The 21,380-nt window shown below is 45.4% G+C and carries 16 protein-coding genes and 1 tRNA gene; 10 read left to right on the forward strand and 7 right to left on the reverse strand.

Annotation, left to right across the window (positions count from 1 at the left end; genetic code table 11):
• Nucleotides 1-376 precede the first annotated feature (376 nt).
• Nucleotides 377-1,633, reverse strand: a complete 1,257-nt coding sequence (locus MHO32_RS22315; RefSeq protein ID WP_239214075.1) for a tyrosine-type recombinase/integrase — start codon at nucleotides 1,631-1,633, stop codon at nucleotides 377-379.
• A gap of 85 nt (nucleotides 1,634-1,718) precedes the next feature.
• A tRNA-Ser gene (locus tag MHO32_RS22320) sits at nucleotides 1,719-1,809 on the reverse strand.
• Between the two features lie 329 nt (nucleotides 1,810-2,138).
• On the opposite strand from MHO32_RS22320, the gene MHO32_RS22325 reads away from it, so the two are divergent.
• The gene (locus MHO32_RS22325) at nucleotides 2,139-2,819 is read left to right on the forward strand and encodes a MaoC family dehydratase (protein ID WP_005452183.1); all 681 of its coding nucleotides are present in this window, start codon (nucleotides 2,139-2,141) and stop codon (nucleotides 2,817-2,819) included.
• 63 nt (nucleotides 2,820-2,882) lie between these two features.
• Here the strand turns inward: MHO32_RS22325 and MHO32_RS22330 are convergent, their stop codons facing one another.
• The gene (locus MHO32_RS22330; RefSeq protein ID WP_074051391.1) at nucleotides 2,883-3,710 is read right to left on the reverse strand and encodes a phosphate ABC transporter substrate-binding protein; all 828 of its coding nucleotides are present in this window, start codon (nucleotides 3,708-3,710) and stop codon (nucleotides 2,883-2,885) included.
• 299 nt (nucleotides 3,711-4,009) lie between these two features.
• Here MHO32_RS22330 and MHO32_RS22335 point away from each other — a divergent pair, with 299 nt between their 5' ends.
• Nucleotides 4,010-4,366 (forward strand): DUF3024 domain-containing protein, encoded by a 357-nt coding sequence (locus MHO32_RS22335; protein ID WP_005452180.1) that lies wholly within the window; start codon nucleotides 4,010-4,012, stop codon nucleotides 4,364-4,366.
• Between the two features lie 37 nt (nucleotides 4,367-4,403).
• On the opposite strand, the gene MHO32_RS22340 is transcribed toward MHO32_RS22335, so the two are convergent.
• On the reverse strand, nucleotides 4,404-5,198 hold the full coding sequence (locus MHO32_RS22340) for an AraC family transcriptional regulator (RefSeq protein WP_005452179.1): 795 nt from the start codon (nucleotides 5,196-5,198) through the stop codon (nucleotides 4,404-4,406).
• 71 nt (nucleotides 5,199-5,269) lie between these two features.
• On the reverse strand, nucleotides 5,270-7,273 hold the full coding sequence (rnb, locus tag MHO32_RS22345; RefSeq protein ID WP_239214077.1) for an exoribonuclease II: 2,004 nt from the start codon (nucleotides 7,271-7,273) through the stop codon (nucleotides 5,270-5,272).
• 379 nt (nucleotides 7,274-7,652) lie between these two features.
• Between rnb and MHO32_RS22350 the strand changes: the two genes are divergently transcribed.
• On the forward strand, nucleotides 7,653-9,584 hold the full coding sequence (locus MHO32_RS22350) for a DEAD/DEAH box helicase (RefSeq protein WP_009696353.1): 1,932 nt from the start codon (nucleotides 7,653-7,655) through the stop codon (nucleotides 9,582-9,584).
• 50 nt (nucleotides 9,585-9,634) lie between these two features.
• On the opposite strand, the gene MHO32_RS22355 is transcribed toward MHO32_RS22350, so the two are convergent.
• Nucleotides 9,635-11,173 carry a putative bifunctional diguanylate cyclase/phosphodiesterase gene (locus MHO32_RS22355; protein WP_239214079.1) on the reverse strand — a complete coding sequence of 513 codons (1,539 nt, stop codon included), beginning with the start codon at nucleotides 11,171-11,173 and terminating at the stop codon, nucleotides 9,635-9,637.
• 363 nt (nucleotides 11,174-11,536) lie between these two features.
• Between MHO32_RS22355 and MHO32_RS22360 the strand changes: the two genes are divergently transcribed.
• Nucleotides 11,537-12,730 carry an acetate/propionate family kinase gene (locus MHO32_RS22360; RefSeq protein ID WP_009696351.1) on the forward strand — a complete coding sequence of 398 codons (1,194 nt, stop codon included), beginning with the start codon at nucleotides 11,537-11,539 and terminating at the stop codon, nucleotides 12,728-12,730.
• Between the two features lie 98 nt (nucleotides 12,731-12,828).
• Here the strand turns inward: MHO32_RS22360 and MHO32_RS22365 are convergent, their stop codons facing one another.
• Nucleotides 12,829-13,719: a LysR family transcriptional regulator gene (locus MHO32_RS22365; RefSeq protein WP_239214081.1), complete on the reverse strand. Its 891-nt coding sequence runs from the start codon at nucleotides 13,717-13,719 to the stop codon at nucleotides 12,829-12,831.
• A gap of 155 nt (nucleotides 13,720-13,874) precedes the next feature.
• Between MHO32_RS22365 and MHO32_RS22370 the strand changes: the two genes are divergently transcribed.
• The 6 genes from MHO32_RS22370 to MHO32_RS22395 all read left to right on the forward strand — a co-directional run bounded on the left by MHO32_RS22370 (nucleotide 13,875) and on the right by MHO32_RS22395 (nucleotide 21,172).
• Nucleotides 13,875-14,273 (forward strand): RidA family protein, encoded by a 399-nt coding sequence (locus MHO32_RS22370; RefSeq protein WP_239214083.1) that lies wholly within the window; start codon nucleotides 13,875-13,877, stop codon nucleotides 14,271-14,273.
• Nucleotides 14,274-14,358: 85 nt separating this feature from the next.
• Nucleotides 14,359-15,819 carry an aldehyde dehydrogenase family protein gene (locus tag MHO32_RS22375; protein WP_239214085.1) on the forward strand — a complete coding sequence of 487 codons (1,461 nt, stop codon included), beginning with the start codon at nucleotides 14,359-14,361 and terminating at the stop codon, nucleotides 15,817-15,819.
• A gap of 67 nt (nucleotides 15,820-15,886) precedes the next feature.
• Nucleotides 15,887-16,873 (forward strand): membrane dipeptidase, encoded by a 987-nt coding sequence (locus tag MHO32_RS22380; RefSeq protein WP_239214087.1) that lies wholly within the window; start codon nucleotides 15,887-15,889, stop codon nucleotides 16,871-16,873.
• Nucleotides 16,874-17,023: 150 nt separating this feature from the next.
• Complete coding sequence (locus MHO32_RS22385; RefSeq protein WP_443088424.1) at nucleotides 17,024-18,592, forward strand: BCCT family transporter; 1,569 nt, start codon at nucleotides 17,024-17,026, stop codon at nucleotides 18,590-18,592.
• Between the two features lie 112 nt (nucleotides 18,593-18,704).
• Nucleotides 18,705-20,444, forward strand: coding sequence for a hypothetical protein (locus MHO32_RS22390; RefSeq protein ID WP_239214091.1), 1,740 nt, complete (start codon nucleotides 18,705-18,707; stop codon nucleotides 20,442-20,444).
• Nucleotides 20,441-21,172 carry a DUF3726 domain-containing protein gene (locus tag MHO32_RS22395; RefSeq protein WP_239214093.1) on the forward strand — a complete coding sequence of 244 codons (732 nt, stop codon included), beginning with the start codon at nucleotides 20,441-20,443 and terminating at the stop codon, nucleotides 21,170-21,172. Before MHO32_RS22390 ends, MHO32_RS22395 begins: the two co-directional genes overlap by 4 nt.
• Nucleotides 21,173-21,380 lie beyond the last annotated feature (208 nt).

The raw sequence follows: 21,380 nt of genomic DNA on the forward strand, positions 1-21,380 counted from the left end.
ATCCATCAAATAAACATACAATTACAGAGTAATTGCAAATATTTAATTTTATCATAATTGGTGAATAAGCTAGCAAGGTTATAAGGCTTATAACTTTTAGTTAGAGTACTGAACTCTGACAGGCTTGGTGAGAACGACATAACAGAAACAACAAAACCAGGTGCTGTACCCTAAAAAGAACTAGCTTGGAGGGAGGCAACGTGGTGTTTACAACTGTTCTATTCATGCCAACCGAAGGTTGCCCATGGCAGAGAGTCAAGAGACACCTCTCTTGCCCGCAGGTGGTGTTCATCTTTTACGAAGTAAAAGTGTGACACTACCGCAGCGGGTTGCTGTTGCGTCACACTTTTTAGTGCGACGATTTTTTGTGTTTCGATTAGCTAAGATTCATGTCAAAGCTGTTCACTGCATCAACCAGCTCCTGGGGCTCAAGACGCTTCGCATAGTGCCCGTAGGTCATGGTGTGATGCTTATGTCCAACGACCTGAGCAACGAGATGTTCAGCGACACCTGACTTTTGTAATTCATCTATCACCGTATGCCGAAAAGAGTAGGGCGTAGGGCGCTGTCCTGCTTTGAAGCGAGACGCATCCAAGACACTCCCAAACGCATCACGATAGTCTTTTGACCAATCCATATCACCCCCGCGAGGCGTAACATCGAAAAGCTGAACGGCACCGAGTCTTTTGCGTTGTTCGACATAATCGAGAAAGCCTGAGTCGAGTATTTTCTTATGCAGTGGGATGAGTCGATTGGAGAACGCATTCTTTAGATGTTGGCTTTCACCGCTATCGGAAAAATAGATACAAGGTAAAGCTCCTAGTTTAATGTCAGAGACTCGAAGCTGACACGCTTCAGAAGGGCGACAACCATGATACATCTGTATCTTGGTAATCCAGTCAAATTGCTCGCCCTGATTTTTGTAACATGCGCTGGAGAACAACCGCTTGAGCTCTATGGCTTTCCAACGCCTGCGTTGGGTTGAGGTCTTCGCCGTTTTCTTAGGCAACTTAACCACAGCAAAAGGATTCGTTTTAACCAATTCTTTGGCAACGCACCAGTTAAAGAACTGACGATTAGCTGCAAGGTAGTCTTTTAATGTTTTATGGTTAAGTTGACGTTGTATCAATTCATCACGGTAAGCCATTGCAAGACTATTAGTAGGTTGATTGGCTCCTTGTGCTGAAAGGTACTTGAGAAAGTCAGTACAGCGCTGTTGGAGCTGCTTAATGGTCAATTGTGTGACATTCTCCAGTTGTTTGGATTCGATAAACTCAGAAAGTGCCTCTTGCCCAAATCGAGGACGAGGTTTGCACGGCTGCTTAGGTGATACTGAACTTAACTTTGGGGTGCTAGTCGTGGTTTCTGGCTGATGGCTATAACGTTCACGTACTTGATTAATAACGTCCGCAAGCTCGGCTTTGAAGTCACTGAAACACATAGCTGTGAGTTTGGCTTTCTCAAACAATGTCATAAGCAATTGAACTTGTTCGACGTTTCTTAAGTAAGCAACTTTTCTCTCACGAGTCAGTAGGGAGAATTTAAACTCTTTAGGATAACCACTGCTGCGCAGTGAAAGTGGGGTGGCGATGCGTGTGTAGTACACGCTGTTTGGAAGTCTCATTAAGTACATCTGTGCTACCTTTCTGTGCAAGATGATTTTCGAGGCTCTAGATGTGAAAAAACCGCTGTAAAAACAGCGGTTTAATCTTTAAAAGTGGCGGAGAGATAGGGATTTGAACCCTAGATACGCTATTAACGTATGCCGGTTTTCAAGACCGGTGCTTTCAACCACTCAGCCATCTCTCCGTTGCGGGACGTATAATAGGGGGAGGCATAAACGTTGTAAAGCATTGTTTTAATGAAAAAGAACTGTTTGCTTGTTTTGTGGTCACACCTATAGACGGATGAAGTCTGATGGAATGCTCAAAAGGGCGCTTGTTACAGTATTTTGTAGAGTATTTACTTTATGTTGTGGTTACTTAATAAAATAGTGTTTTATTGCTATCTTAATGAAAAGTAAGAATAAAATGACTTTGAGTAAACATGTGTTCGCCCGAAAGTGTTTGCAACATATTGTGAACTAATTCAAAATTAACTGGTATAGCCAGTTGTGCTGAATTTATCTAAGGGTTTTTATGAAAGTCACGAATCTATTTAAAGACAAAGTTGGTGCGATTTCTGCTCACCAATCAGAGTTTATGAATTGGATGTCTCCAACGCTACGCGATTACTGGAGTGACTTCTTAGGTCGAGCACAAAGCAGCTTCCTATTTTCTAAAGTTCGCGATCACCAGCAACCAGCGGTGAACGAAGAAGTGATCCCTCAACCTGAGCCAATCGTGCTAAAGCCTGAAGCGCAAGTTCTATTTAATGAGCTAAGCGAGAAGGTGGGTGAAGTGATCCATGTAGGTGATTGGGTTCACGTATCTCAAGAGCGCATTAATCAATTTGGTTCTGTAACCGAAGATATGCAATGGATTCATACAGATCCAGAGCGTGCGGCTTCTGAATCTCCATTCAAAACAACGATTGCACATGGCTTCCTAACGCTAGCGCTGTTGCCTAAGTTGACAGATTCTGTGGATCCAGAAAAACCAATGTTCCCAACAGCAAAACTAGTGGTGAACCTAGGTTTGAACCAAGTACGTTTCCCTTACCCAGTAAAAGCGGGCAACAACGTACGTGCATCAAGTACGCTAACTAAAATTACGCCAATTAAGAAAGGTCTTGAGATTGAGCGTGAAATCAAAGTAGAAATTGAAGGCGTACGTCGACCTGGTGCTGTAGTTGTTTCAGTGATTCAATTGCACTTCTAATCGAATTCAAAGATTCAAACGAAAAAGAGAGCCGAAATTGGCTCTCTTTTTTGTGTCTGCGTTTTATTGATTAAAGCTTTTTACAGGGGTGTAGCCGTAATCTGCAATCGCTTTTTGACCTTGCTCCGATTTCAAAAACTTCACGAAGTCTTTACCTGCTTTATCTAAACCACCCACTTTGTACAAAACTAAGAATGGACGAGCGAGTTTGTACTTGTGGTTGGCGATGTTAGTCGCAGTTGGGTCTGTACCTTCAAACTGAATGGCTTTTACAGAGCGATCAACTGAGCCTACCGAGATAAAACCAATAGCGTGTGGGTTATGGTTCACAATGGTTTTTACCATACTGTTGCTGTTTACCACCAAGTTGTTCGGATTGATGTCTGATACCAAACGGTCGTTGATGATCTTAGTGAGACCTAGCAAGCTTTCAAAGCTATAACGAGAGCCAGAAGAGGCTTCTCGCGTTACAACGGCGATAGGTTGGTCTAAGCCACCCACCTGTTTCCAGTTGTCGATTTTACCTTTGTAGATATCAAACAGTTGTTGTTCCGAAAGGTTAGTTACAGAGTTAGTGCGGTTAACGACAACAGCAAGACCATCATAAGCGATAGGGAATACGTTGAGATCTTCGCCTTTCTCGCTTTCTGTTAGATAACGTGAGCTCATTCCAATTTCAACTACGCCCTTGTTCACCATAGTGATACCAGCGCTTGATCCAATGCCCTGTACTGCAATGTAATCGTCAGGGTGCGTTTTATTATATTCTTCAGCCAGTACATCCATTACGCGTGCCACAGAGGTAGAACCTGAAATGTTGACTTCTTTTGCCATAGCAGAAGGAAGAGACAAAGCCATGGCTAGTAAGGTCGCCACAGAAAGACGTAACATATTTAACTCCAAATACGGTATAAAGCAGCGCTCATCATATTTCGTTCAGGTTACACTTTTGTGAATGGTCGTTGATATCCATAGCGAAAGATCGATTGCACTCACTTTAAGTTGATAACTATCAGTAATGTAGGATGAGTGGATTTTACTGATTTGAAACGAAAGAGGTGACACAGTTAGCTTTTCGGCATCAGATGGGGTGTTATTCTAGGTTTGAGCGGGCGCATGCCCCGATGGTGATTTCTGCCTCTCTCAGGCACTTGGGTATATACTAAGAACAACATATCAGGAGTACGCTCATGTCCGTGTCTCAAATGGCGACCAGTCGCTTGCACAAGTTGGTTCAAACGCTCTGCGCTAGGCGTAATGTCAATTTGCCAGTAGAAGCGATAGGGAAGTGTTTATACGAGCCCATAGAGAACGGTGTAGAGCTTTATCACGCACACTTCTTACTTGATTCACAACACAGTGAATACACGTCTCCCATCGCTAAAATTCTATTTGATGCCAACACTCAACTTTGGTGTTTCTATGTGCCTACATATCGTGGAGAGGAGTTGATGTGGGTGCCTTATGAAAAGCTACCAAGTAGTGAGACGCTTGAGGTGCTTCTCGCCGAATTAGAAAGCGATCCTCAAGCGTGTTTCTGGGATTAACAGGTTCTCTATCTGCTAATGCGTAACGTATCAAGCGTTACTTTGCGATTTGGCTACGAAATTCTTTTGGTGTAATGCTATAAATCGATTTAAACGCAGTACTAAAGTGTGCGGCGCTCTTAAAGCCGGATTCAAATGCAATTTGAGTAATCGACTTTTGTGACACTCGCAGTTGTGTTGCTGCGTGGTTGATGCGTTTCACCTTCAAAATGTGCGAAAACGAAAGGTTTTCTGCTGCCAGTCTGCGTTTCAATGTCGCGATAGACATGCTCATGTGTGTTGCTAGCGCTTCCAACGTGATGTCTTTCTCGATGTTCTTTTCAATGTACTTAATCGCCTTCTGAGAGGCAGTGAGACTGCTTGCGTCATCAATGATCGATAAGATGTCCGGCTGTACTTCAACCATCAGTGATAACAAGGAAAGCGCAATATGACCCTGGGCGTATTGCGGCGCTTTATTGTCTGCTAACTGAATTAACGTGTCTTTAAGCTTTACAATTGATGATTGGCTTTCTGAAGAGAAAGGGTAGAAGCGACGCTCTTCTGTCTCTGACTGTACGCCTGGATGCGTAGATTTAAACTCGCTAAACAAGCCAATATCAAACACAAGCGCGAGTGCTTTAAACACTCCAGGCTTAGCTTCAGCACTGCGTAGGTCTGCAGAATTATATAGAGTGAAGTCTCCTGCATTTAATTCAATTTGCTCACCACTTGGTTGGTTAATGATGAGCGAGCCTTCTTCAACAACATATAAGCCATTGTGAGTGGCGGTGTAGCGTTCACTTTTGCGGGCAGTGAAGTGATTAAAGCGAATGATCTCAATGTTCGGCATATTCGTTCTTATCTTTTTGCATGACATATAAAAAAGGCGCTCCATTGAGCGCCTTTAAACTTCAATCGGTATTATTCACTCACAGTTTCTTCTGTTTGTGGCGCTGGTTTATCAGCGAATACCTGGGTCGGCTTTGCAACGATGCTGCGGTTCTCTTGGTTCACGTCTGCTAGAACGATTTCCAATGTATCACCTAACTTGTATACCACTTCTTTATCGATAGAAATGGTACCGTTGTCGCCGTTACACTCAATTCTTTCTTTATTATCAAGAATCAAGCTACCAGGAATAAAGGCTGCTGCACCATTTTCGAGAAGTCGAACACGTGCTCCGGCACGATTAATATCGAAAATCTCACCTGTGAAACACGTTTGCTTGTTCGGCTCGTCTGCAAGAGTGCGTGCGTATAGCCAATCAGACACGTTTCGCTCGGCAATTTTGTGGTGTTTACGGTGTAGAGCTAGCTCTTCGCCCACTTCATCGTCTGGCTTTTGAACCGGTTCTTTCTTCAAAATCACAGCTTTCAGCATGCGGTGGTTGATCATGTCACCGTATTTACGAATTGGTGAAGTCCAAGTTGCGTAGATATCAAGACCCATTGCGTAGTGAGGAAGAGGTTGATTGCCCACTTCGCTGTACGTTTGGAACTTACGGATACGGTTATCTAGGTAAGAAGTCTCTTGCTCACCCAACCAACGGCGAAGCGCTGCGAAGCCTTCTAGTGTCGCGATAGATTCAGCAGTGAACTCTAGTGCGCCTTCTGGGTTTACCAGTTCAACTACTTCTTCAATCTTCTCAGCTTTGAAGCCAGCATGCGTATTGAATACACCCGTTTCGAACTTTTCACGTAGCGTACGACCCGCACAGATGTTTGCCGTGATCATAGATTCTTCAACTAGGCGGTTTGCGCTGCGACGCATGTCAGCATGGATTGCAACAACGTCGTTGTCTTCGCTTAGCTCGAAGCGGTAGTCAGGGCGATCTGGGAATACCACGGCATTCTTTTCACGCCATTCAGCACGAGCGCGAGAGAAGTCGAATAGGTCGCGTACGATAGTCGCGATCTCTTCCGACGGTTGCCATACGTCTGAACTGCCGTTTTCTAGCCAGTCTGATACGTGATCGTAAGCTAGACGAGCGTGTGATTTAATGTTCGCTGCAAAGAAGTTGATGTCATCACCAATCACGCCTTCTTTATTTACTGTCACTGTGCAGCAGATAGCAGGGCGGATTTCCCCTTCAATTAGAGAACATAGGTTGTCCGCTAGATCACGAGGTAGCATTGGGATGTTACGACCTGGTAAGTAGATAGTGTAGCCACGTTCACGCGCCACTTTATCCATATCATCTTCAGGTGTGATGTACGCTGTTGGGTCTGCGATTGCGATAGTCAGTTCGAAATCACCAGATTCTGTTTTCTTCGCGTAAAGTGCATCGTCCATATCTTTGGTTGATTCACCATCGATAGTTACGAAAGGAACGTGTGTCATGTCTACGCGTTCTAGATCGGCGTCGTCTTTCAGTTCCCAGTTCTCGATGCCTGCTGGCTCAGAGTTTGGTAGATCATTCTGAGCAAGCGTTACCCACCAAGGCGCGATCTTGTCGTTTGAATCGGTAATCTTCTCCGAAATTTCTACGAAGAAAGTGTTATCACCTTTAAGTGGGTGACGAATAAGATGCGCGACAACCCAGTCACCTTCAGCAAATTCGTCAGGTTTTAGACCTTTCTTTAGTTTTGCTTTAAGAGAAAGCTTTTTAAGCTGTGGGTGATCAGGGGCTACGTTTAGCTTGCCTTTGAACATTTTTACTCGGCCAATAAAGCGAGTTACGGCTTGTTCTAGCAGTTCTTGTGGTTCTGCGACTTCACGTTCGTTTTCAGTGCGGATGATGGCAACGACTTTGTCGCCGTGCATGCACTTTTTCATGTACGCAGGTGGGATGAAGAAGCTGGTTTTGCTGTCCACTTCCAGGAAGCCAAAGCCTTTATCGGTTGCTTTGATTGAGCCTTCTTTTTTAGGCAGGTTTTCTTGGATTTGCTGCTTAAGCTGAGCTAATAGCGGGTTATCTTGAAACATCTTTTCTTAACTTACCGTTGGAATTGGGCACACTATAATCATTGCGCACTATTATTACTACCTAAAGCACAGAAATTCGCTGTGAATTATTGATGAATTGAACAGCTTGTTGGTGCTTTTCTCTCCGGAGAATGGGGGGAGAGGTGGAAATTTATGCGAATAATACCATTAGTGAGAATAAATTGTGATGTAATTCAATTTTTTCTAGCTTTTTTTATGCATTTAAGGAATAATCCGCCTCCCTTAGTCGTCCCTAATGGCTTATCGCGGTTGTGTACTGTACTAGCTCCTGTCTGAACGGATTTAGTAATTGGATGGATCAGTATCGAATTGGAAGAGCATATGGGACTGTTTTTTTGTTTAATTAAGTAGGATCCCAATGCAAGATTCTGTTATTCAATTCAGCGATTTATCTCTGAATGATTCTATCCTTTCTGCTCTAGACGGAATGGGTTTCGTGTCACCAACTCCAATTCAGGCTGCGGCAATCCCACACCTGTTGGAAGGTGCTGACGCGCTGGGTAAAGCACAGACGGGTACAGGTAAAACGGCAGCATTCTCTCTGCCTCTTCTAAACAAGCTTGATCTTGACCAACGTAAACCACAAGCAATCGTACTTGCTCCAACACGTGAGCTAGCGATTCAGGTTGCGGCTGAGATGAAGAACCTTGGTAAAAACATCAAGGGTCTTAAAGTTTTAGAAATCTACGGTGGTGCATCTATCGTAGATCAAATGCGTGCACTTAAAAACGGTGCACACGTAGTAGTTGGTACTCCTGGTCGTGTACAAGACCTTATCAACCGTGAACGTCTGCATCTAGACGAAGTTAGCACTTTCGTACTTGATGAAGCGGACGAAATGCTAAACATGGGTTTCGTGGACGACGTAACTGCAATCATGGAGCACGCTCCAGAATCTGCACAGCGCGTTCTTTTCTCTGCAACTATGCCTCCAATGCTTAAAAACATTGTTGAGCGTTTCCTACGCGATCCTGTAACTATCGACGTTGCTGGTAAAAACCACACTGTAGACAAAGTTCAACAACAGTTCTGGGTAGTGAAGGGTGTAGAGAAAGATGAAGCTATGTCTCGTCTTCTTGAAACTGAAGAAACTGACGCGTCAATCGTATTCGTACGTACTCGTCAAGACACTGAGCGTCTAGCTGATTGGCTATCTGCACGTGGCTTTAAAGCTGCTGCACTACACGGTGACATTCCTCAGTCTCTACGTGAACGTACTGTTGATCACATCAAACAAGGTGTTATCGATATCCTAGTTGCAACTGACGTTGTTGCACGTGGTCTTGATGTTCCACGTATTACTCACGTATTTAACTACGACATCCCATTCGATGTTGAGTCTTACATCCACCGTATCGGTCGTACTGGTCGTGCTGGACGTAAAGGTAAAGCGATCCTTCTAGTTCGCACTAACCAAATCCGTATGCTTCGCACTATCGAGCGCGTAACTAAGTCATCTATGGAAGAAATCCAACTTCCTCTACGTGACCAAGTTGCAGAAGCTCGTCTAAACAAGCTAGCGGCTGAACTGGAAGCAGAGAAAGAGCACAAAGCTCTAGACAAGTTCGCAGAGCTTGTTGAGAAGCTACAAACTTCTCTAGAAATCGACCCAACAATGCTTGCTGCAATGCTTCTTAAGCGTCAGCAAGGTAAACGCCCGCTATTCTACATTGGCGAAGACCCAATGATTGAAGCGATTGAACGTGACAAGCAACGTCGTAAAGAGCGCCGTGAAGGTGGTCGTGACGGTGGTCGCAACTTCAACAACCAAGACTGGGATACTTACCAGCTTCAAGTTGGTCGCGAGCAAGGCGTTCAAGTTAAAGACATCGTTGGTGCTCTTGCAAACGAACTAGGTCTAGGTAAAGGCTCTATCGGTGCAATCAAGCTAGCACAAGGTCACACATTCGTTCAGCTACCTAAAGCAATGACTTCAGATGCTGCGAACAAGCTAAGCAAGCTACGTATCCGTCAACAAGATGTTGGTGCTGTAGTATGTGACTTTGATGACTTCCGTGAGTCTCGTGGTGGTCGCCGTGACGGTGGTCGTCGCGATGGCGGTCGTCGTGATGGCGGCGGTTACCGTGGCAACCGTGATGGTAACCGCGAAGGTGGTCGTCGTGAAGGCGGTCGTCGCGAAGGTGGCTTCCGTGGTAACCGTGACGGCAACCGCGATGGTAACCGTGAAGGTGGCGAACGTCGTTTCGATCGCAACCGTGGTGGTGACCACCGTGGTGCACACCGTGGTGAACGTGGTCACGGCCGTGGTCGTCGCTCACAAGAAGCATAATTGCTTAATCACTAGATAAATTTAAAAACCGAGCTAAGTGCTCGGTTTTTTTATGCGCGTCGAATGCGGCTTTGCTCTTCGTCATGGGTGTTTACCCAACTTATCACTTCGTTTAACGGTAGTGCAGGGCAGAATAAGTAACCTTGGATGATGTCACAGCCTCGACTACGTAAGAAGTGAAGCGTATCCATGTCTTGGACTCCCTCTGCAACCACTGAATACCCAAGACCGTGTGCGAGCGCAATGGTGTTCTCCACAATCGAACGAGTGCCTTCAGTCTTACTTGCTGTACAAAGGAAAGAGCGGTCAATCTTAATTTGATCGACAGGCAAGTCGCGCAGTAAAGACAAGGAAGAGTAGCCTGTACCAAAATCATCCAAGCTGATTTTTATACCCAGTCCTTTGATTTGGTGAATGAGAGGGTTGAGTTCCCGAACTCTGTCAATAGCCATGGTCTCTGTGATTTCAAGACTGATCATATCGGCGAAGTGCGGATTGTCTGACAGCATCTTATCTAGTCTAGAAAACAAGCGGTTAGAAGAGAGATCCTTAGCCGATAAGTTAACGTGTACAGGTAGGTTTATTCCTTGTTCGCTCATAGTGTGCAAATCTTTTTCAACTTGGTTGAGCACCCACATGGTGATGCTATGCACTTGATTACTTCTTTCGGCAATAGGAATAAAATCATTTGGGGATATATTTTTTCCATTACTATCGCGCCAGCGGATGACGGCTTCAAAGCCCACAGCAAGGTTAGAGCGCGCATCAATTAATGGCTGGTAGTAGAGCTGGAACTCTTCTTTGTCTAATGCACACTGGATGCGTGAGGAGATTTCGAGCTGGTACTTCGCGCCAACGTTCATGTCTTCATTGTAGAACGCCATCAATTGCCCATTGCGTTTTGCGTGATACATGGCGATATCCGCAAATTTGATGAGAAGATCGTTTGATTCTGCATCGCTCGGATAAGTGCTTAAGCCGAATACAACACGTGATGACACTTGAAACTCATCAAGATGGAAGCGTTGAGCCATCGCATGGTCTAACTTTTCTATCAATTCAGTGCCAGTGTGATCACAAGCGCATGAAGTGAGGATCACAAATTCGTCACCGCCTACACGAAAGAGGCGGTCTTCTCCTGCCAGTTCTTCTTGTAACCTTTGACCGATTTGAATCAATAGTTGATCACCGCAGAAGTGTCCCATGGCGTCGTTAATTTGTTTGAAGTTAACGACATCAAATAAGATGACAGAGAAGGGGATTCCTTGTTGAACTCGGTTGTCTATCGATTCCAAGCAGTATTTGCGATTGGGCAGACCAGTTAATGAATCATGAACAGCATTGTGCTTCTCGCGTTCAGCGATATCGTGAAGTTCTAAAATCGAATCGTTGCTCCATTTAATCATCAAAACGATGAATATGCTGCCGCCAAGCAACAGTAGAGCGACTCCCGTTTCGAGTAAAGAAGCGGCAGGTTTATGGATGATTTCGTTAAGAAAAGCCGCATAAGCAAATATGAACCCGGTGATCAAAATCAACAGAACTATCCAACCAGGAACGTCTGTTTTCGAGCAAATATTTCTTGTCATCTGCCATCCCCAGCAGAGTAACATGAGACCTATGATGACCAATACAAAGGCAAAAGTAGGCACGTTATCATTCTGACCTATTGATAGGTTTGTTAATTTTCATTCCCCAATAAACAACGTAGCTCATACTTTAGGTTTTGTACAAATATGAGTATTCATACATTTGTTGTAACAACACATATTTTTTAGTCTTCAAATAAAATTCAAACTTGTCGTAGATCAACAAAAAATGTTCAACTAATTAAGTAATGCTAAAAGATAGTTGAAAGATTAAAAAATTATTGAATAATAGAAAGCACAAACAAGAAGTACGCAGCGCGGAAGCGCAATTACAACCTCTGCTCCACAACAGGAAACTATTTCATGTCTAATTCGTTTGTACTGGTGATCAACTCTGGTAGCTCATCACTAAAATTTGCAGTAATCGACTCTCAATCTGGCGATGCTGTGCTAAGTGGTCTGGGCGAATGCTTTGGTCTATCAGACGCTCGTATGAGCTGGAAATTCAACGGTGAGAAATTTGAGTACGCTATTCAAGGCGATGAGAATCACCATCAACTTGCAGTAGCAAAACTAGTTGAGTTAGTAAAAGAGTACAAATTAATTGAAGATGTTGTTGCTGTTGGTCACCGAGTGGTTCACGGCGGTGAGAAGTTTACCAAAACAGTCCGTTTAGATGAGTCTGTTATTGCAGACGTAGAAGCGCTAAGTGATTTGGCTCCTCTACATAACCTTGCTCATGCGATTGGTATGCGTGCTTCAATGGCGGCATTCCCTGAGCTACCTCAGTTTGCTGTGTTTGATACTGCTTTCCACCAAACAATGCCTGCAAAAGCTTACACTGGTGCAATTGCGAAAGAGCTTTACTCGGACTTCGGCATCCGTCGTTACGGTTTCCACGGCACTAGCCACTACTTTGTAAGTCGCGAAGCCGCGAAGATGATTAACAAGCCGGTTGAAGAATCGAGCTTCATCTCTGTTCACCTTGGTAACGGTGCTTCTGTTTGTGCAATCAACAACGGCGAATCTGTAGATACGTCTATGGGTTTCACGCCACTGTCTGGTCTAATGATGGGTACACGTTGTGGTGACCTTGACCCAGGCATCATTGAGTACCTACTGAAGAAAGGTTGGTCTCAAGAGAAAGTGTTCAACTCATTGAACAAAGCTTCTGGCTTCTTAGGTGTTTCTGGTCTAACAAGCGATGCACGCGGTATTTTGGAAGCGATGGAAGAAGGTCACGAAGGCGCTGCTCTAGCATTCCAAGTATTCACATACCGTGTGTCTAAATACATCGCGTCTTACCTTGCTGCTCTTGATTCATTCGACGGCATCATCTTCACTGGCGGTATTGGCGAAAACTCTATGCCAATTCGTCGCGAAATCCTAAACAACCTAAAACTTCTAGGTTTTGTTGAAGATGTGAAAGGTAATGAAGATGCACGATTTGGTAACGCAGGTGTTGTTGCTACATCTGAGTTACTTGGTGCGAAAGCGCTAGTTATTCCTACCAATGAAGAGTGGGTTATCGCTCAACAGTCGGTGGAACTGCTGTAAAACGGCAAAATTTTTGGGAACTAAGTCAAAGCCCTTTCCGGTTGGAAAGGGCTTTTTTTCGTCTTGGAGAGAGGCGAGTAACGATTTTATCGATACTGTTACTCCTCATTCCCTTGGTAGTTTAAGTATTGAATGCACAGCTCATGGAAAGCTTTAGCTTGAGGCGATATTGTTCGGTCCGTTAAGGTAAAGATTCCCACCTGCCTTTTCAAAGGTGGATCAATAAGCGGAATCCAAACTAATCGAGTTTCATTGGTTGGGAACGCTAACTTTGGCAAGGTGGTGACACCAATACCGAGCTCAAGGACTGAGAACAAAGACGTGATGTTTTCAACAGAATACAAAGCTTGTTCACTTAACGCGCGCGCAGGAGTGGGATCGAGTAGGGTGCAAGTTCCGTTGCGAATAAAAGGTTGCTCTAACAGCGTTTGCCACCCAATGCCTTCCGGATGCTGAGCGATAGGGTTATCCTTCAAACACACCACACCAATGGGGTCAGAGATTAACGGGGTAAACTCGATACCGCCTTCGTCCAAGTGTGATGGGTTACCCAACGCTAAATCCACTTCGCCTGATAACAAACGCGCTTCGACGCCAGCGGCGTTATCATCAATTAGGCTGACTTCTACATTCGGGTATCGTTCACAGAATGCGCCGAGCACACTGGGAATCAGCTTGGCAGCAACAGAAGGAACGCTGGCGATGCGTACCCGCCCTTGCTGCCCTGCGGCGGCGGCTTTCAAGTCATTATCCAGTGCGTTATAGATGTTGAGAAACTGAATGATCTTAGGCAGGCAGATCTCGCCGAAAGGTGTGAGTTTGGATTTATTTCCAGATTCAAATAGGCTCTGACCAAGTATCTTTTCTAGTTCTTTTATGGATGTCGACAGTGCTGCTTGAGAGCGATTTGCTCTATGTGAAGCGGCTCGAAAGCCACCTTCCTCGACCACCATCACAAAATGCTTTAATTGTTGAAGCTTGATACTCACGGCGAAACCTCTGCAATCCCTTTATTTACCTTAGTTTTAATAAGGTGATAGATTTTTCTTATCAAATGTAAAAAATTTACCGCTCGATTTATCGCCTGTCAATGTGCAGTATTTAACTATCTTGAAACAAGGTTGTTACAAAGGTTGAAAGGCACGTGAATACTTCTACGAAAAAATACCCAGTCAAAACTGCATTGTTTGCCTCTAAAGCGCCGCTTGAATGGGCAATTGTTAACAATGGTACTTTATACACCGCGCAAATCCCGATTGATGATACTGGTGCTGTCGTGGAAGACGGTATCGAAGCGCAAACTCGTCAAACCTTTAATAATCTCGTTCACACGCTGGAGTGTGCAGGGGAGTCTTTAGACTCTGTTCTGCAAGTGCTGATTTATGTGACGGATCGTGAGTACTTAAAAACGGTTAACCAAGTCTACGCTGAGTATTTTGACGCGCCTTACCCTAATCGTGCCGCTATGGTTGTGGCAGGACTAGCGCGTGAAGAGATGCTGGTGGAGTTTGTGGTGTACGCATCAGCGAGTCAACCAGAGTAAAGAATAATAATCAAAGCCTCATCACCGGGCTTTGTCAGTGAGCTGGTGGCGATCACCAGACGTCAGGAAGAATAAGGACAGAGCAATGACTTTTATCAATAATGTTCAAGCAGAGAAATCTCTCTACATTGCAGGCGAATGGCAATCTGGTATTAATACGGTTGCGAACATTAACCCTTCAGACATCAGTGAGAGTTTAGGCGATTTTGCTCAGGCGAGTGAAGGTCAAGTAGAACAAGCCATTCAAGCCGCGAAAGTTGCGCAGCCAGAGTGGGAAAAAACGCCGATTGAGCGCAAACAAGCGGTTTTGCAGGCGATTGGTGATGAGCTGATTGCTCGTTGTGATGAGCTTGGTACGCTGCTTTCACGTGAAGAAGGCAAGCCTTTTGCTGAAGGTCGCGGTGAAATCTACCGTGCTGGTCAATTCTTCCAATATTTCGCGGCGGAAGTGCTGCGTCAAATTGGCGATAACGCAGCTTCTGTCCGTCCAGGCGTTTCCGTTGAGGTCACTCGTGAAGCCGTCGGCGTTATCGCCATCATCTCTCCTTGGAACTTCCCAACCGCTACGGCTGCATGGAAAATCGCGCCAGCGCTTGCGTTCGGCAACAGCGTAGTATGGAAGCCCGCTAACCTAACACCTGCTAGTGCGGTTGCACTGACTGAGATTATTCATCGTCAAGGATTACCAGCAGGCACGTTCAACCTTGTGTTGGGCAGTGGCTCGCAAGTGGGTAACACGCTTATCAACTCGAAAGATGTAAATGGTGTGAGCTTTACTGGCTCTGTTGATACCGGACGTAAAGTAGCGGCAGCAACGGCACCGAATTTTGTGCGCTGCCAGCTAGAAATGGGCAGTAAGAACGCACTTGTGGTTGCTGATGATGCAGACATTCAAATTGCAGTTGAAGCGACCATTGCAGGCTCTTTCTCTGGCGCAGGTCAGAAGTGTACCGCGTCTTCTCGCTTAGTCGTCATGGATGGAATTCATGATGCTTACGTGGAAGCACTGATCAAACGAATGAGCGAGCTTAAAGTCGGTCACGCTTTAGAAGAAGGCGTTTTCATGGGACCTGTTGTGGATGGAAACCAATTGAATGCCAACTTTGAATGGATTGAGAAAGCACGTCAAAGTGGTGCGGAATTAGCATTCGGAGGCGAGCGCTTGAGCTTAGAGCATGACGGTTTCTACATGTCGCCAACCCTTTTCCTCAATACGCAAAACAGTTGGGAAGTGAACCAAGAAGAAGTGTTTGCGCCAATGGCAAGTGTGATTCGAGTTTCTGACTTGGACGAAGCCATTGCTGTCGCGAATGATACTCGCTTTGGCTTGACGGGCGGCATCATTACACAAAGCCTGCGTAATAGCGCCATCTTCAAACAACAAGTGCAAACTGGCTGTGTCATGGTCAACCTACCAACCGCAGGAACGGATTACCACGTGCCGTTTGGCGGTCGTAAAGAGTCGAGCTTTGGTCCACGCGAGCAAGGTCAATACGCAAAAGAATTCTACACCGTGGTGAAAACCGCTTATCAACGTCCTTACTAAGTGAAATAGGGCAGCCGAGCATTCCGCTGCCCAACCTTAAAGGCTCATTAACGTTTAAGGAGTGGTTATGTACCAACAACGGATTGTGATTGATGGATTGCAGTACTGCAATTGGGATCGAGAATACTTCCAAACGCTGAAGGCGAGCGGTATTACGGCTGTGCATGCGACGATTGTTTATCATGAGAATGCACGCGAGACCTTAACTCGCTTTGCCGAATGGAACCTGAGATTTGAACAAAATGCAGACCTTATTATGCCTATTTACTCGATGACTGACGTCGAGAAAGCAAAAGCAGAGGGTAAGGTTGGCGTCTTTTTTGGTGCGCAGAATTGCTCTCCAATTGACGATGAAATCGGCTTAATAGAAGTCATGCGCCGTCAAGGTTTGCTGATTATGCAGTTGACCTATAACAACCAAAGCTTGCTGGCGACAGGATGCTATGAGCAGAACGACTCTGGTGTCACGCGTTTTGGTAAACAAGCCATCGAAGAGATGAACCGTGTCGGGATGATCATCGATATGTCCCACAGTGCAGAGCGCTCAACGTTGGAAGCGATTGACCTTTCTTCACGTCCCATTTGTATTAGTCACGCGAACCCAACGTTTGCTCATGATGCTCTGCGCAACAAATCGAACAAGGTCATTAAAGCGCTCACCGAACGTGGCGGCTTGATTGGCTTTAGTCTTTACCCATTCCATCTTCCAAACGGAAGCCAATGCACGCTAGAAGATTTCTGCCAAATGGTCGCGAAAACTGCCGATCAGTTCGGTGTGGATCATTTAGGCATCGGCAGTGATCTTTGTTTAAACCAACCACAGCAAGTGCTTGAGTGGATGCGCAACGGTCGTTGGTCCAAAGCAATGGACTTTGGTGAAGGCTCCGCTAGTAATGCGGGGTGGCCTGATGCTTTGCCTTGGTTTAGTGGCAGTAAAGGGATGGAGAACATTTACAACGGCTTAATGCATCATGGATTCAGTGAATCCGAGGCAGGAAAAATCCTGGGTGAGAACTGGTTTAACTTCCTTAAAGAAGGGCTGGAGGCGAGCTAGGTCGTAACCCAAATAAACATGGAATAGCTCGCTCAAAAAATAATAACAAGGCGAGTGTTAAAGTCACTTTTTGTAGCCGTTATGGCAGCTGCAATAAACCTCTGGAGTCAGAGTATGTCTGATCTAACCAATAGCATGAAAGCTTCAACGATGAGCGTGTCATCAAAGAAGCAACAAGCAAAACACAACGACACTTCAGCAACGGAAAATTCACCGGATAAGTTAGGGTTAAGTAACCCGGCACTTTGGTATAGCGGTGGCTTTATTGCCTTGTTCGTAGCTATCGCGCTTTACGATGGAGAGTTGCTATCAACGTTAGTTAATACGGGATTTGCGTGGTCAGTAAAAGTCTTCGGCCCGTACTGGCAGATACTGCTTCTTCTCACTTTTCTTATTGGTCTTGGCTTGGCTGCAGGGCGAACAGGCAAGGTGATTTTAGGCGGAACAACGAAGCCTGAAATGGATGGTTTTCGTTGGATGGCAATCATCTTCTGTACGCTTTTAGCTGGCGGCGGCGTATTTTGGGCGGCGGCAGAGCCTATCGCGCACTACGTGAGTCCTCCACCTTTGTATGGTCCGCAAGACAATCCTCAGCAAGGTGCCATTAATGCGTTGTCACAGTCGTTTATGCACTGGGGTTTTCTCGCGTGGGCTATTGTTGGCAGCTTAACGTCTATCGTGGTCATGCATTTACACTACGATAAAGGACTGCCGTTAAAACCTCGCATCTTGCTTTATCCAGTGCTGGGTGAGCGAGCGCTAAAAGGTCAAACGGGTGCGCTGATTGACGCATGTTGCATCATCGCCGTAGCGGCTGGAACCATTGGACCGATTGGGTTCCTAGGTTTACAGGTTAGCTACGCGTTAAATGCATTGTTTGATATCCCTGATGGCTTTACCACACAGTTGGTCATCATCTTATTTGCGATTGTGTTGTACACCGTATCAGCTTTAAGTGGCTTAAACCGCGGCATGCAAATGCTGAGCCGATACAACGTGATTCTCGCGTTGGTGTTGATGGTTTATATCCTTCTATTTGGTCCAACAGATTTTATCTTCAATGGTTATATTCAAGGCGTAGGTACCATGCTGGATAACTTTATCCCAATGGCAACTTACCGTGGTGATGAAGGTTGGTTGAGCTGGTGGACAGTATTTTTCTGGGGCTGGTTCTTGGGCTACGGACCGATGATGGCAATCTTCATTGCACGTATCTCTCGTGGTCGCAGTATTCGTCAAATTATCTCGACGATCAGCATTGTTGCTCCGCTTACTACATGTTTTTGGTTCACCATTGTTGGTGGTTCTGGCTTAGCGTTTGAAATTGCGAACCCAGGCAGTGTGAGTGCAGCATTTGAAGGCTTCAATTTACCGGGCGCGTTACTCGCAGTGACTCAACAACTGCCAATGCCACTACTTGTTTCAATCTTGTTCTTGATTTTGACCACGATCTTCATCGTCACTACCGGTGACTCAATGACGTACACCATCAGTGTTGTGATCAGTGGTGAGACAGAACCAAATGCGATTATTCGTACTTTCTGGGGCGTGGCTATGGGTATCACGGCGTTGATTCTCATCTCACTTGGCTCTGGTGGTATATCAGCCCTGCAATCCTTCATCGTGATTACAGCCGTTCCAGTGTCATTAATTCTGTTACCGTCACTTTGGAATGCACCGCAGATCGCTATGAAGATGGCGAAAGAGCAAGGGCTATAACAACGGTTATAACAAAAAGATCAAACCCAATAACGTGGCGCTTGTGTGGGTGATTCCTCCCCACACCCGCACAAGCCCTTATTCTTACAATAAAAAATAGGTGGTGAGCAAGATGGATGCACATCGTTCTACTTACACTGAAGCAACACTTCGCAACGCTGCAATTGTGATGGCGCCAGACAGGCTAGGGGCTATGCACCAAAATCGAATCAGCTTTGTGCGAAGCTTGATCCGAAAAATGGCGAGTCAGGAATGGCGAGTGAACAAACATGAGTGGCAATTGTGTCCACGCGGTTTTGGTCATGTAATTTACAAATTAGCGACGCCGGAACACGTTTATCACTTGGTTGTATTTTGCGATGAAATTGCTGATGAAGAGCGTAATGACCGAGTCATTGCTGAAAAATGGGACGTAACCTTTGCGCTGGTCAAAGGTGAAGTTAATGTTGAGTTGCTAGAGCAACTTAGAGCCAATGTGCCTTTGCAAGAAGCGGGGCGCAATCCAAACAACGTGCTTGTTCTTGCTCGTGCGAATAAGAGTGTTCGTGTGTTTGAACACATTGTGAATGCGCTTTCTAAAGGTGAGCAGCCAGAGCCTTCGGAACTGGCAGAAGTGGGTTACATCCTAAGAACCACCGCCGTTTATGGTAACGGTAAATTTGGTATTGCCGATTTTAAACTGCTGGAGAACAACCCTGATTTCAACCAATCGTTCAGTGCACAAATGTGTGCCGTTTATATGCTGCGTGAATTCAGTTTAGATTGGGTTCATTACCTTGCTGCGAAAAAAGGCGGAGATAATGCAGTTGCACTTCACAAAGGCCTGCAGCGCTATCTTGGTGTGGGGAATGCAACTGGTTTGGGTATGGCGCCATATTTAATCAACCATCCATGTATTGTCGACCAATGGATGACATCACGTGAGCGTGCTATTGCCAATGTGCTTGCCATGCCATGTGAATCTATCGAGTTAGAGCTGCCGTTAAAAGCCCTGCTTAAAAAAGCACAGCGACACTTAGAGCAAGTGATAACAATCAATGAACATCAAGATCAGCTTAATCATCAAGCGATTGCTGATCTCCAAGCGCTACAAATTAACTTAAATGCTTTGATGGCAGAGCACTCAAATTGGGCAAGCTTGATCAAACAAACCACAACCATGAGTTTGGAAGCCCAAGAAATCCTAACTTCATGTTTGATCGAGCTTTACCCGTCTTTGGTTGATGAATTTGAAAACCAAATGAACACCGATGAGTCACTCTCTATTCCTGGTGGAAAAAGCGTTCAAGATGTTTCGCAAATACTAGAGAGCAAATACCGTTGGTCAATCGATGCCGACTACACGTTACCAGAGAACAACTATTGGTTCTGGTATCGCTCACAAGACAAAGAAGAACCGAGACTAGGCATTCGTGGGGAAGAAATCGGTGAAGAACGTGAGTTGCCACTCGATATAGGGCGACAAGTAAACCGCCTCTACCATGCGCTGCAAACGTGCCACCCAGAAACATCGTTGGCGGAGTTCTTACTGCAGCATCCGCAGTATCGTGCAATCACTCGTCGTGTATGGACGCTCGGCAATCGAGAAATGGGCGATATCCAGATGAATGTACTACGTGAAGACGCACTGCCGATGCATCTACTACGCTGTAAGTTAGCAATCTTTGGTGCGACTAAGTTTGATCCGCGTTCAGACCGATGGGTGCGCGTGACCTTTTTCCAAGGCGCACCATTGCTTGATGAGATTCAGGACCCGCGTTTCAGCGATACGTGGATTTTCCCAACCATGCCAGAGCGTGAAGAAATCGCGCAAAGCGACAATCAAAAAATCACTGGAGGTTTTGCATTATGATCGTTTCGCATAACGAGCTGGTAGCAGCAGTAAACAAAGCTTTTCTTGGTATGCGCCGTCATTGCGGTGAAGCCGATGTGATTGCCAATATGGTTGCGGATCTGCAAATGGTGGGTTTGCACGGCGTGCGTCACTTCAACAACGCCAGCCTGTTTCTCAACTTAGATTCAGATTGTGCGGTTAGCATTACGAGTAACACCGACTCTCATATCGAAGTCGAGCTACACAATGGCAGTATTGCCTGTCATTTACCTGCGGTGTTGGATTTTGCGCTTGAGAAAATGGTCAGCAGCAAGAGCGTTACGATCACACTGAAACAATGCCACAATCGTTGGCTAGCATTTAGTGAGCTAGTTAGGCTATCTGCCAAAGGCATTGCATGCCGTGCTCAGTGGGTTAATGGCACTAGCCCAAAGCGAACCTTGTATGTGTTAAACCGTGGGCGGATTGCACCAGAGGTATTCTTTTCTGATCAGATTGAAGACAACAGTACCGATTATCACAGTATGACGATAGAGCTTGCCGTAACGGATTTTGATATCGAAGCAAGTTCACAAGGTTACGCAATTCATATTGATGGAGATGAACTGAATCGTGCACAGAAAACGTCGTGGGAAGAGGGTATCTTTGTTGAAGACGGAGAATGGGAAGCACTTAAACAAACTGCCACAGTCTTCCTTGTTGAGAACAGTGAACGCTCGGTGCAAGGCGCGGGTGAGTTAGTGTAGCGCAACCAAAACGGCATTACTGGGAATAGAAAGAGAGGTAGCTGAATGCTGCCTCTTTTCGTTTAATATACCCAAGTAACCTCGATATGCTAGGTTCAGCGAGACTGATTTGGTTTGTAGACGCGGCGGCGATTTAAAGATCTAGTCATTCTAAATCAAGAATCGGCAACAAAGTATACAAGCCAAGGCCCTTACTATTTGCAAAGAG

It is taken from the genome of Vibrio sp. MMH1-50, from assembly GCF_022347645.1.
GTDB lineage: Bacteria > Pseudomonadota > Gammaproteobacteria > Enterobacterales > Vibrionaceae > Vibrio > Vibrio harveyi.

Coding starts and splice junctions, on each gene's coding strand:
- MHO32_RS22315 (WP_239214075.1), bottom strand. CDS start 1,633: ATGTACTTAATGAGACTTCCAAACAGCGTGTACTACACACGCATCGCC.
- MHO32_RS22325 (WP_005452183.1), top strand. CDS start 2,139: ATGAAAGTCACGAATCTATTTAAAGACAAAGTTGGTGCGATTTCTGCT.
- MHO32_RS22330 (WP_074051391.1), bottom strand. CDS start 3,710: ATGTTACGTCTTTCTGTGGCGACCTTACTAGCCATGGCTTTGTCTCTT.
- MHO32_RS22335 (WP_005452180.1), top strand. CDS start 4,010: ATGTCCGTGTCTCAAATGGCGACCAGTCGCTTGCACAAGTTGGTTCAA.
- MHO32_RS22340 (WP_005452179.1), bottom strand. CDS start 5,198: ATGCCGAACATTGAGATCATTCGCTTTAATCACTTCACTGCCCGCAAA.
- rnb (WP_239214077.1), bottom strand. CDS start 7,273: ATGTTTCAAGATAACCCGCTATTAGCTCAGCTTAAGCAGCAAATCCAA.
- MHO32_RS22350 (WP_009696353.1), top strand. CDS start 7,653: ATGCAAGATTCTGTTATTCAATTCAGCGATTTATCTCTGAATGATTCT.
- MHO32_RS22355 (WP_239214079.1), bottom strand. CDS start 11,173: ATGACAAGAAATATTTGCTCGAAAACAGACGTTCCTGGTTGGATAGTT.
- MHO32_RS22360 (WP_009696351.1), top strand. CDS start 11,537: ATGTCTAATTCGTTTGTACTGGTGATCAACTCTGGTAGCTCATCACTA.
- MHO32_RS22375 (WP_239214085.1), top strand. CDS start 14,359: ATGACTTTTATCAATAATGTTCAAGCAGAGAAATCTCTCTACATTGCA.
- MHO32_RS22380 (WP_239214087.1), top strand. CDS start 15,887: ATGTACCAACAACGGATTGTGATTGATGGATTGCAGTACTGCAATTGG.
- MHO32_RS22385 (WP_443088424.1), top strand. CDS start 17,024: ATGAGCGTGTCATCAAAGAAGCAACAAGCAAAACACAACGACACTTCA.
- MHO32_RS22390 (WP_239214091.1), top strand. CDS start 18,705: ATGGATGCACATCGTTCTACTTACACTGAAGCAACACTTCGCAACGCT.
- MHO32_RS22395 (WP_239214093.1), top strand. CDS start 20,441: ATGATCGTTTCGCATAACGAGCTGGTAGCAGCAGTAAACAAAGCTTTT.